The sequence below is a fragment of the Allotamlana fucoidanivorans genome (genome assembly GCF_006265225.1).
Taxonomy (GTDB): Bacteria; Bacteroidota; Bacteroidia; order Flavobacteriales; family Flavobacteriaceae; genus Allotamlana; species Allotamlana fucoidanivorans.
Window position 1 is genome coordinate 85,882 of sequence record NZ_VDCS01000001.1, and the last position, 12,198, is coordinate 98,079.

Here is a 12,198-nt window from a genome sequence, read left to right on the forward strand (position 1 = left end):
TCGGTTTAAAAATGGCATGAACTATTCTAAAACCGAATAATCTCCAATACTGATGCTTGTATACTCGCCATTGTATTTTACATGATTTCCAATCATGGCTTGGTTAAGATTAGCATTTTTTATTTCAGTATTGGTTTGAATTAAACTGTTTTTTATGGTAGCATTTTCAATCACTGTATTGTTACCAATAGAAACAAAGGGTCCAATAGTACAATCTTTTAACACCACATGTTCTCCAATAAAACAGGGTTCTACTATATTGGCATTTTGAATTTGTACCGAATTAGCTATAAGTTGCTCGTCTCCATCGGCCTGCAAAAAGCCTAACATACGTTGATTGGTTTCAACAGTTATTGCCTTATTGCCACAGTCCATCCATTCATCTACCGTTCCTGTTTTAAAGATTTTTCCATCGGCCATCATCCGCTTTATACCATCATTAATTTGGTATTCGCCGCCATTCATAACGTTTTCATCAAGAATTTCTTGTAGTTTTTCTTTTAAAATGCCAACATCTTTAAAATAGTAAATTCCAATAACAGCATGATCTGAAACAAACTCTTTTGGTTTCTCCACTAGTTCAATAATCTCTTGCTTGGCATTTAGTTTGACCACACCATAGGCCTCTGGGTTGTCTACCTGCTTTGTCCAAATCACACTATCTGCATTAGGATCTAGCTCAAATTGGGCTCTAATAAGTGTATCAGCATAGGCTATAACAGCTGGACCCGAAAGTGATGGTTTAGCACACATAATAGCATGACCTGTTCCTAGTGGTTTATCTTGGCGGTATATAGAGGCCTTTGCGCCTAAACTTACTGCTAAACCTTTGAGACTATCTACAACATCATCTCCAAACCATGCGGGGTCTCCTAAAACAAAAGCAATTTCATCAATAGGCTGCTTTAATACTTTAGCAATATCTTTCACTAACCTATGTACTATGGGTTGGCCTGCAACAGGAATTAAGGGTTTAGGTACGGTTAAACTGTGCGGACGCAATCTGGAGCCACGCCCAGCCATTGGGACTATTATTTTCATTTTTCTAATTCAGTATTAAATTAACAGCTTTTATTTAACTCCGGTACTACCAAAACCTCCCGCACCTCGGTCGGTTTCAGACAACGTTTCTACTTCAACCCATTCTGCGCGCTCATGCTTAGCTATCACTAATTGTGCAATACGTTCTCCATTTCCAATGACAAATTCTTCATGAGATAGGTTAACTAAAATCACGCCTATTTCGCCTCTATAATCTGCATCAACAGTTCCTGGAGCATTCAAAACTGTAATCCCTTTTTTTGCTGCTAACCCACTTCTTGGACGCACTTGTGCTTCATAACCGACGGGGAGTTCTATAAATAATCCAGTACCTACAACGCTACGTTCTAAGGGTTTTAATACTCTAGGCTCTGAAAGATTGGCTCTTAAATCCATGCCAGCCGACGCAACGGTTTCATAGTTAGGTATATCATGACTGGATTTGTTTATTATTTTAATTTGCATACTATCGTTTTATCAATTGTTTCAATTCTTCTTTTTCTAGGTATAAAACCATTGCCAAAAATACTAAAACTAAGGCGGTATTTATATAATAGTTGGTATTTGTATTAAGGGCTGCTACCGATAAAACAATAGACACACCTAAATACAGCAAAATGCGCTTTAGGTTATACGGTACGGCATAATGTTTTTGTCCGAAATAATACGACAATACCATCATAGCACCATAAGCCAGTAAGGTTGCCCATGCGGCTGCAATAAAGCCCATGCGCTCTATCATAAACACATTAAACACTATGGTAATAACTCCCCCAACAACTGATAAATACATCCCATAGCGAGTTTTATCTGTTAGCTTATACCAAATGGCCAGATTAAAATAAATGCCTAAGCATAAATTGGCTAATAATACAATAGGCACAATATTAATGGCTATCCAATAGCTTTCGTTACGAACGATGAGCATTTTGAAAATATCAACATAAGCAATAATAAAGACCAACATAAGGCTACCGAATATCACAAAATATTTCATAATCTTGGCATACGTTTCTTTGGCATTTTTTTCTTTAGCGTGATTGAAAAAGAATGGTTCGGCTCCCAACCTAAATGCCTGAATAAAAATAGTCATAAAAACAGCTATTTTATAACAACCGCTATAAGCGCCATTGATGTCTTTTCCAAGTACATTGGGCAATAACCATTTATCAAAATTCTCATTAATTACATAGGCCAAACCGGCCACCATAATAGGCCAACCATAATGTAATAACTGTTTAAAAATGGGTATACTGAATTCTAATTTATTTTTGAAAAAATACGGTGTCAACAATAAAAAAGTAACACCACTAGCCACTAAATTAGCAATGAAAATATATTGCACCAAATCTTTACTGTTATAGAACGATAGTTCAATTTGAAATTTAGGAACAGCCCATAAAAAGAAAAAATTCAGCAACACATAAATAATGATATTACTAAGCTTGATAGCGGTAAACTTAATAGGACGCCCTGTAGCTCTTAAATACGCAAAGGGAATAACCACTATAGTATCTAGCACTAAAACACCTAATAAGAGATTAAAATAGCTTTGTTTCAAATGGACGAAATCGGCCAACTGCACACTAAAAGCATATACCACAATTAAAAACAGTAGCGTTGTAACTGTTAAACTTATTAATGCTGTTGAAAACACTTTTTGTTTTTCTTCACTCTTGGTAAAAAACCTAAAAAAAGCAGTTTCCATGCCATAGGTAAGTAACACATTAAAAAAAGCGGCATACACATAAAAAGTCGTATTATCAGAATAACTAACCGTCCCTAAAGTTTGAGTATGCAACGGCACCAGAACGAAATTCATCAGTCTTGGCAAAACTGTTGCCAGACCATAAATTATAGTGTCTTTAAAGAACTTTTTAATTGCGCCCAATAGAAAGTAGATTTCGTTTGCTAAATGTACGTTTTTAGCCTAAGTGAAACAAAGATATTTTATTATAGAAAAAACCTTAAAAACTCAAATTATGGTTTATAACTAATGTCTTCAATAATGAAATATCGTGGTTCTTTGTTTACATGGTAACTTACCAAAGCTTCACCTTGTTTTAGTTTTATAGGAGACCTTACTAACCTTAAAGGTGCTTGATTGCCATATTCAGCGTAAGACTCATGACTCATTACAACATCCCTGTTTTCTTTATTAGAATACTCAAAATTAGCAACATACATACTATGTTCAAATTTTAAAGTAGCCTTTTGCCCTTTAAAGTAGAGACTATCTAACTTTATACTATCAGGATTATGAATTACAGGAATAAATACACTAAGGCTAGGTGTATCTTTATAATATACTGAACCCAATTTAAGTGGAACATCCTTTTTCATTGGCTTTGAGCTCGCACAATGTACAAAGCTTAAAGACAATAAAAATATGGTGCTATATAGTAATACTTTCATTTTAACAGATGTTGAATTATAAATATATTAAACCAAAAGTAATGCCATAAAAAAACCCCACGAAAGCGTGAGGTTTAATATTTATAGACACTGAACGGTTCAGTTCAATATATTTTAGTTGTTTAAAGCCTCTGCGCCACCAACAATCTCTAAAATTTCATTGGTAATAGCTGCTTGACGCGCTTTATTATAAGTTAATTTAAGCTGATCTCTTAACTCTGTTGCATTATCAGTGGCTTTATGCATAGCTGTCATACGTGCCCCGTGCTCTGAAGCAAAAGAATCTCTAATTGCCTTAAACAATTGCATTTTTAAAGACTTAGGAATAAGTTCTTCTACAATTTCTAATTTTGAGGGTTCAAAGATGTAATCAGCATTAACATTGGCATCGCCTTCAACAGGAACAATTGGCAAAAATTGTTCTGTCATTACAATTTGAGTCGCCGCATTTTTGAACTTGTTATATACAACTTCAATCTTATCAAACTCACCTGCAACAAACTTATCCATCAATAATTGTGCTACATCAGCAACATTATCAAAGGTTAAATCATCAAACACCTCACTTTTATTAGCAATAACTTTATTGGTCTTTTTAAAAGCATCATTTGCTTTCTTACCAATAGCTAAATAAGAAACCTCTTGATTAGCATACGTTTCAGTAGCGAGTCTATTAACTTCTTTAATGATATTTGAATTGAAGGCACCCGCCAATCCTCTATTAGAGGTGATTGGAACAATAAGTACTTTTTTTAATTCACGTTGTTCAGAATAGGCACTTCCAGAGTCAGCATCTAAAGTAGCACTTAAGCTTTGTAAAAGCTCAGTTAACTTATCTGCATAAGGACGCATTGCTGTAATGGCATCTTGCGCTTTCTTTAACTTTGCAGCCGATACCATTTTCATGGCACTGGTAATCTGCATTGTTGAAGATACTGAAGATATTCTGTTACGTATTTCTTTTAAATTTGCCATATTTTAAAATATGAAATAACTCCCACTTTAGTGGGAATCATAATTATGCTCTATACTTTCCTGATAAATCTTTTGCTACAGCCGTTAATGTGTCTGTAACTTCATCAGTTAATTTTCCTGCTTTTAGAGTATCTAAAACGTCTCTGTGTTTAGCATTTAAGAATTCAATGAAATCTCTTTCAAATTCTTTTACTTTCTCTACAGGTACATCTTTTAATAAGTTTTTAGATCCTGCATAGATAATAGCTACCTGATCTTCAACAGTAAACGGATCGTTTTGAGCTTGTTTTAAGATCTCAACATTACGTTTCCCTTTTTCAATTACGTTTAAAGTAACAGCATCTAAATCTGAACCAAATTTCGCGAATGCTTCTAACTCACGGAACTGTGCTTGGTCTAATTTTAAGGTACCTGCAACCTTTTTCATTGATTTAATCTGAGCATTACCACCAACACGTGATACTGAAATACCTACGTTAATTGCCGGACGAACACCAGAGTTGAACAAATCACCATCTAAGAAGATCTGCCCATCGGTAATAGAAATTACGTTTGTTGGAATATAGGCTGATACGTCACCTGCTTGCGTTTCAATAATTGGCAATGCAGTTAATGACCCTCCACCTTTTACTAATGGTTTTAACGACTCAGGTAAATCGTTCATATCTTTAGCAATAGCATCATCATTGATTACTTTTGCAGAACGCTCTAATAAACGCGAGTGTAAGTAGAAAACGTCACCTGGGTAGGCCTCACGTCCTGGTGGACGACGTAATAATAAAGATACCTCACGATACGCTACCGCTTGTTTTGATAAATCATCATAAATGATTAATGCTGGACGTCCAGTATCTCTAAAATACTCACCAATTGCAGCACCAGCCATTGGAGCGTAAACTTGCATTGGAGCAGGATCGGAAGCATTAGCCGCTACAATAGTAGTATAAGCAAGTGCGCCTCTTTCTTCTAACACTTTAGCAATGTTTGCCACTGTAGACGCTTTTTGTCCTACAGCAACATATATACAATATACAGGCTCACCTGCATCATAAAATTCCTTTTGATTTAAGATGGTATCAATACAAACCGTAGTTTTTCCAGTTTGACGGTCACCAATTACCAACTCACGTTGTCCACGACCTACAGGAATCATAGCATCAATTGATTTGATACCTGTTTGTAATGGTTCTGTTACAGGCTCACGGAAAACAACACCTGGTGCCTTACGTTCTAGTGGCATTTGGTAAGTTTTACCCGAGATAGCACCTTTACCATCAATTGGGTTACCTAATGTATCAACCACACGACCAACAATACCTTCACCAACATTGATTGAAGCAATTTTATCAGTACGTTTTACTGTAGAGCCTTCTTTTACTCCTGTAGACCCACCAAGTAATACAATACCAACATTATCTTCCTCAAGGTTAAGTACAATACCTTCTAACCCGCCTTCGAATTCAACTAACTCACCATATTGAGCATTAGCTAATCCATAAGCACGTACAATACCGTCACCTACAGTTAATACAGTTCCTACTTCATCCAATGAAGCACTAGCCTCAAAACCTGAAAGTTGTTTTTTTAAGATTGCTGATATTTCAGCTGGTTTTACTTCTGCCATCTTATTATTTATTTAGATATATAAATATCTTAGTTTAATGTAAATTCTCTTTTTAATTTGTTTAGTTGATTAGCAACACTTGCGTTGTACTGCACATCACCTACACGTAAAATGAAACCACCTAAAATGCTTTCATCAATAGTATTTTCTAGTTCAACATTTTTCCCTGTAAGTTCTTTTGCCTTGGCTAGAACTTCCTTCTTTAATGCCGCTGTTAGCGCTACTGCCGTTGTAACCGTAGCTAATTGAACACCTTTGGCTTCATCAAATAATTCTTGATATTTAACCGCTACTTGGTCCAAAATATTCACCCGATTATTTGTGTCTAGTATATCAATTAAGCTTAAGGTGGTTTTATGAGCTGATTTAAACACCTCCAATAAAACCGCTTTTTTTTCATAAGAAGGGACTACAGGACTATGAAGCATGCTTGTTAATTCCTGATTATTTGCAACAGTTTCAGCAATTAACTTCATATCATCATTAACCGCTTCAGCCGATTTTTGATCTGTAGCTAAACTTAACACTGCTTTTGCGTAACGGATTGCTGCTCTTGCTCCTGCCATGATTCTTATTTTGAAGTTTTTTCAGCTAACATTGACTCAACCAATTCTAATTGTTTGTCTTTGTTAGATAATTCTGTACGCACTACTTTTTCGGCAATCTCTAAAGATAATCCAGCCACGTGATTTTTAAGTTCGGCCATAGCAGACTTTTTTTCGCTTTCAATAGCAGCTTGAGCTTGCTCAATCATTTTATTAGCTTGTTCTTGAGCTTCTCCCTTAGCATCTTCAATCATTTTATTTTTAATATCACGTGCTTCCTTCAACATAGCTTCACGCTCAGCTCTAGCTTCTTTTAATAACTTTTCATTATCTGCCTGAAGGTTAGTCATATCTAACTTTGCTTTTTCAGCAGCATCTAACGCATCTTTAATACCACCTTCTCGCTTTTCAACAGCATCAAGTATTGGTTTCCAAGCAAATTTTCTTAGAAGTAAAACTAAACCAATGAACAATACTAATTGCCAGAAGAATAATCCTATTGAAAACTCATTTATTAACTTTTCCATTTATTTATATCTATAGATTTTAATACAATACTAATTTTAAAAAAACAGCCTTAACCAACCGTTAAAGCTGTTTTTAGGTTTTTTAAGCTGCAAATAAAGCAGCAAATCCAATACCTTCAATAAGTGCTGCTGCAATAAGCATAGCAGTTTGGATTTTTCCAGAGGCTTCTGGTTGACGTGCAATAGCATCCATTGCTTGTCCACCAATTCTACCGATACCTAAACCAGCACCAATAACGATTAAACCTGCTCCAACGATGTTTGGAATTGTCATAATGTATATATATTAAAAATTAAACATTCAAAAATTAGTGATCATCATGATGTTCTTCAACCGCCATACCAAAATACAAGGCTGAAAGCATTGTAAAGATATAGGCTTGTAAAGCTGCAACTAAAAGCTCTAACAATGATAAAGCAAATGCTAAACCAAAAGACAATGGACTTCCTATCCAGTTTTTAAATATGAACATTAATCCAATGATACTCATCAATACAATGTGTCCTGCTGTTATATTAGCATACAAACGAATCATTAATGAAAATGGCTTGATAATAGTTCCTAGCAACTCAATTGGTGCTAAAATAATTTTCATTGGCCATGGCACTCCTGGCATCCAAAAAATATGACCCCAGTAATTTTTATTTGCTGTAAACGTAGTTAAGAAATACGTTATTAATGCTAATGCAAGTGTTACAGCTATGTTATTTGTAACGTTAACCCCAAGTGGTGTTAAACCTAATAGGTTAATTATCCAGATAAAAAAGAAAACGGTTAACAAGTACGGCATATACTTTTTGTATTTCTTTTCTCCTATGTTAGGCACCGCAATATCATCTCTAATATAAAGAATGATTGGCTCTAAACCTCTTCCAATACCTTTAGGCAAACTATTTGTTTTGTATTTTTTAGCCATTCTGCTAAACACAAAAAACATTAACAACCCAACCAAGAAAATGGTAAATACATTTTTAGTTACTGAAAAATCTATAGGCTTAACATTGGTTGGATGGTGGTGATCATCAAGGGTGATGGTTCCCTCGGCATCTGTTTTGTAAACTTTATTGTGATAAAGCGTGTAGTAATCTCCATCAACCTCAGCAACAGATTCGCCATGGTGAAATTGTGAAGATGAAAATACTTTTAAACCATTATCCCATAAAATCACAGGAAGAGGAAAACCAATATACTTATGTTCTCCAGAATCAGTAGTATAAGAAAACAAACTAAAATCATGTGAGTCAAGCAAGTGATGACTGATGTATTCTTTTATTTCAGTTTTAATGTCACCTTCACCTTCGTGCTTTTCTTCTTTTGCAAAAGAAAACGTTGTAACCATTAAGAAAAGTAAACAAATCGTTTTTCTAGAAATAATATTCTGCATATCACTTATTATAAATAGTGGCTTAAAAATCGCTGCAAAGGTATGTTTTTATCTCAAAAGCAAAAAACAAATTTTAATATTATTTATTTCGTTCAATTATAACTATTTATAATTATCTAAAGTATTGAGAAACTTAGACAAAATAATGCTTTCTGTAATGAGGCAAATGACGTAAGGAATGAAGAAAATGAGGAATTCCACTCTACTTAAATCGCCATCAGCGTGATATCTTGGGTAAAACAAAATAAAAAAGAACACAAACTTAAGCATACTTGCCAACATAAAAACAAAACCAAGCTGATCTTTTAATTTACGCTTTAAAACAAAAAGTAACAAAACAACGATACAAGCCAAAAGCGCGTTGACCGTATAGGAATAGATAATTTCTTTAACCACAACCGGTTGCTCCACAAAACTATTTACTACAACATGTATACCACATGCCGCCACCGCCACCGCAAAGAGAATACCACAATTAACGGCGAGTCTTTTTAACATTACGGATTTAGCTTATTAATTTGTTTTAAAACAGCATAAAGCGCTATGCCAACACCAAGAAGCGTAAAGACAATCAAAAACACTTTTGATTCACTATCAAATTTAGAATCTATCCATTTACCTAAAAGCACAAAAAGATAAATGGTAACTCCCATTTGTATGGCAATACCTGATAGTGCCGCTATTTGCTTAAGCTGATTTTTCTGATTTTCGTTTTTGTTGGCCATTATTAATCTCTTTTGCGGCACCTTTCATAGCACACTCTACATTAAAGGTAGCGCCAGGCTCAACGGCTAGTTTGCCAACAACCACTTCACCTTCAACCTGTGCTGACGATTTTAATGTTAATGTTCCTGATAAGGTTAGCTTACCCGAAAACTTACCCTCGAAATAGGCATCTGTACCATGTAATGTACCATTAATTAATCCAGATTTACCTACTACTACTTTTCCAGAGGTTTTAACGTTACCTTCAACAGTTCCGTCAATTCTAAAATCGCCTTGACTTTCAACGTCACCTACAATAGAGGTGCCTTGTGCTATAATATTTTGACTTGATGATCCTTCTGTCATTTGCTTGTCTTTTTTATTTTCAGAAAACATAATAAAACTAAGTGTTAGGTTAATTATTGTATAGATTTGAGTAGGCTTCCAAATTTTTATGTATTTGAATAATCTGATAATTTTCAGATGATATTGCAAAATATGGAATTTTAATTTTTTCCTTGTCTTTTTCGCTTATGATTTGATCAAATGTGTCTGCCACACGCTTTGAATGCAGACCATGAACCACAATAAACGTTGTGTTTGGGCTATAAATATCTTTTGATGATTTAAGCTTATAATACTTTACATTTTTAAGTACAGTATCAAGAGTAGATTTAAATCCATTAACTTCTTTTGGTGTTTTATCTTTAAACTTAAACACCACTTTGTAATGCCCCAAAATACTATCAGAAGATACTACAAATTCCTTTTTTGCAATTTGTGGTAATACCTGATCTTCTATATGTTGTGCTTGCTTACCCTCAGACGTATTAGCATAGGTTACCGCAACCCGATTTATTGCCTTTTTATAAGCCTCATAACCAAACAATCGGCCAGTAGCCATGGCCTTTAATAATTCAAATTTTGGCACAATAGGCTCCCCATCAAACTGAGTAATGTAGGTATCACTATTTGTAATAACCTGAGCATATTGCTGATTTTCATGCAACTCATAGAGTTTCTCATAGAGGTTTTCAGCGCTATTTTCATCCTCACTTGCGCCTAATTCAGGGTGTTGTAAAATGGCTGCATATCTGGAGTCTGGATAGCTGGCAATAATATCTGCTTTTGCTATTTGCGCTTCATCATGGTCACCTAATAGCTCATAGATTTTGTAAAGATTATATTTTGAAGGCAATTTCAATCGTTCTTCTGGATTACTTTTTAACAAGTCTTGAAACCTGTTTTTTGCCATATCATACTCCTGAAACTTTTCTTTATAAATTAATCCTAATTGATAATACGCGTAATTTCTTTCGTTGCTTATACTATCAATAGTTTTCTGATTTGATGGTATTTTTGATAGGTAAAACTGCGGATTAAATTTTTCTTCTTCAGAAATTGCGTCCAAATCATTAGAGTTTGAAATATTTCCAGCAACTCCTGTACTTATTTTATTTGACCAGCGCCAATCGTCATCATTGGTTCTATCTCCCCAAACTTTAACAAATTCATTTTTACCGTAAGCAACCGTTGTAGGGTTATAAAAATAAAACAGAGTAGCTTGATTAGGAACCCCTCGCCCTGCATTTGATAAAGCTCCTATTTGATTATTTACAGTTGCCAAACCACTGTTATTTTCATCAACTTCAGCTTGTTCTTTTTCTATTTGCGCCTTAACCTTTAAGGCTTCAACATGTTCATTAAAATACGCTAATCGATCTGCTTCACTCAGGTTAACTAAGTTTAAAATACTGTCATTAGTTTTAGCGATAGCCTCGTAGTAAATAACATCTTTTAAATTATCTCGCTTCTTTTTAATGACTCTATAGGGTTTAGAATTTAACACCAAATTAGTCATGGTACTATCATAGTATGCACCAGCGTCAGCATACACCGAAGCCTCAAAATACATATCGCCCAACCTTTCATAATTTCTAGCCTTAAGATACTTATCTCTTGAATTTGTGCGTAGCGATTTGTTATAAAAGTTAATCGCTAAAGCATCTGACTCATTTTTTAAATAGAACTCGGCGGTTTGATGATAAATTTTGTCAAGAAACGGTCTGTTTTCCCTATTCTCTTCCAGCTCTCTTAATAAAGTAGCCACTTCAAACTTATTTCCTGAATCGACATTGAAATTATTAATTTTTTCAAGCTGAGCTACAATCATGTATATTCTCGGTGTTTTTCGATTGAGCACAATAACCTTATCAAAAGCCATATTGGCACTATCTTTTACGCCTAAAGCATTGTACAGCTGCCCTTGAATAAACCTAAAGCGTCCGCGTTCATCATTACTTTTAGTAGCTGTTGCCGCAATGTCAAGCTGTGTTATAGCACTATCTAAAGCTTTTGTGTTAATATAAGCCTGCGCCAAAATTGAGGTAGCATCTGCAAGGTCTTGTCTCTCTAAAGATTCTTGTTTTAAGAGGCGTTTTAAGTTTTTTATAGCAAGCTCATTATTATCAAGCCTTATGTTACACTTTTCGCGCCATACCTTAGCTTGATTTATTTTATCACTAGCTGGATATTTATACAAAATGTAGTTGAAAGACTCTAACGCGGGGATAAATCGCTGATCAAAATACCTAGACTTTCCTAAAAGAATATAAGCCTCATCTATTTGAGGGTTTCTTTCTTTCCCTTCAATGTTCATTCCATGCTTCTGAATAGCTTTTATAGCCTTTTCTTCTGCCCTTGAAAAGTTTTCATTCTTTGATTGACCTGGCAAAATAACATCATCAAACACCTCAAGACGTTCAACGGGCAAAATATCCCAGTAATTATCAAAATAAGTATTATTAAGGGCTTCTCTGCCTTCTTCTAATGCATTATAGCCATTAAACAGAGTATTGTATTCAGCGGTAACCGCATGAAAATTTCGGTTAATAAACTTATCCTTTTTTCTGGAGCAGCTTATTGCCAAAGCCACACATAATGATGCAATAATGATAGATTTAAACGATGATTTCAATGCC

14 protein-coding genes are annotated in these 12,198 nt (G+C 34.8%); all 14 read right to left on the reverse strand.

What is annotated here, in order from left to right:
* Positions 1-21: 21 nt before the first annotated feature.
* A complete protein-coding gene (locus FGF67_RS00350) occupies positions 22-1,041 on the reverse strand; it encodes a sugar phosphate nucleotidyltransferase (protein ID WP_139694475.1) in 1,020 nt (339 codons plus the stop codon).
* A 30-nt stretch (positions 1,042-1,071) separates the two neighbouring features.
* Positions 1,072-1,506: a dUTP diphosphatase gene (gene dut / locus FGF67_RS00355; RefSeq protein WP_139694476.1), complete on the reverse strand. Its 435-nt coding sequence runs from the start codon at positions 1,504-1,506 to the stop codon at positions 1,072-1,074.
* Between the two features lies 1 nt (position 1,507).
* Positions 1,508-2,932, reverse strand: coding sequence for an oligosaccharide flippase family protein (locus FGF67_RS00360; protein WP_139694477.1), 1,425 nt, complete (start codon positions 2,930-2,932; stop codon positions 1,508-1,510).
* 89 nt (positions 2,933-3,021) lie between these two features.
* Positions 3,022-3,384: a hypothetical protein gene (locus FGF67_RS00365; RefSeq protein WP_139694478.1), complete on the reverse strand. Its 363-nt coding sequence runs from the start codon at positions 3,382-3,384 to the stop codon at positions 3,022-3,024.
* 186 nt (positions 3,385-3,570) lie between these two features.
* Complete coding sequence (gene atpG, locus FGF67_RS00370; RefSeq protein ID WP_139694479.1) at positions 3,571-4,431, reverse strand: ATP synthase F1 subunit gamma; 861 nt, start codon at positions 4,429-4,431, stop codon at positions 3,571-3,573.
* Between the two features lie 43 nt (positions 4,432-4,474).
* Positions 4,475-6,055 carry a F0F1 ATP synthase subunit alpha gene (gene atpA / locus FGF67_RS00375; RefSeq protein WP_139694480.1) on the reverse strand — a complete coding sequence of 527 codons (1,581 nt, stop codon included), beginning with the start codon at positions 6,053-6,055 and terminating at the stop codon, positions 4,475-4,477.
* Between the two features lie 29 nt (positions 6,056-6,084).
* Entirely contained in the window at positions 6,085-6,621 is a 537-nt protein-coding gene (gene atpH / locus FGF67_RS00380; protein WP_139694481.1) for an ATP synthase F1 subunit delta, read from the reverse strand.
* 5 nt (positions 6,622-6,626) lie between these two features.
* On the reverse strand, positions 6,627-7,127 hold the full coding sequence (locus tag FGF67_RS00385) for a F0F1 ATP synthase subunit B (protein ID WP_139694482.1): 501 nt from the start codon (positions 7,125-7,127) through the stop codon (positions 6,627-6,629).
* Positions 7,128-7,209: 82 nt separating this feature from the next.
* Positions 7,210-7,401: an ATP synthase F0 subunit C gene (gene atpE / locus FGF67_RS00390; protein WP_168796694.1), complete on the reverse strand. Its 192-nt coding sequence runs from the start codon at positions 7,399-7,401 to the stop codon at positions 7,210-7,212.
* Between the two features lie 34 nt (positions 7,402-7,435).
* Entirely contained in the window at positions 7,436-8,512 is a 1,077-nt protein-coding gene (atpB, locus tag FGF67_RS00395; protein WP_139694483.1) for a F0F1 ATP synthase subunit A, read from the reverse strand.
* Positions 8,513-8,614: 102 nt separating this feature from the next.
* The gene (locus FGF67_RS00400; protein ID WP_139694484.1) at positions 8,615-9,010 is read right to left on the reverse strand and encodes a DUF6168 family protein; all 396 of its coding nucleotides are present in this window, start codon (positions 9,008-9,010) and stop codon (positions 8,615-8,617) included.
* The gene (locus FGF67_RS00405) at positions 9,010-9,237 is read right to left on the reverse strand and encodes an AtpZ/AtpI family protein (protein WP_139694485.1); all 228 of its coding nucleotides are present in this window, start codon (positions 9,235-9,237) and stop codon (positions 9,010-9,012) included. The genes FGF67_RS00400 and FGF67_RS00405 overlap by 1 nt, the downstream gene beginning before the upstream one ends.
* On the reverse strand, positions 9,200-9,613 hold the full coding sequence (locus FGF67_RS00410) for a bactofilin family protein (protein ID WP_139694486.1): 414 nt from the start codon (positions 9,611-9,613) through the stop codon (positions 9,200-9,202). The genes FGF67_RS00405 and FGF67_RS00410 overlap by 38 nt, the downstream gene beginning before the upstream one ends.
* Positions 9,614-9,632: 19 nt before the next feature.
* Positions 9,633-12,194 (reverse strand): type IX secretion system periplasmic lipoprotein PorW/SprE, encoded by a 2,562-nt coding sequence (porW, locus tag FGF67_RS00415; RefSeq protein WP_233243970.1) that lies wholly within the window; start codon positions 12,192-12,194, stop codon positions 9,633-9,635.
* Positions 12,195-12,198: the final 4 nt, after the last annotated feature.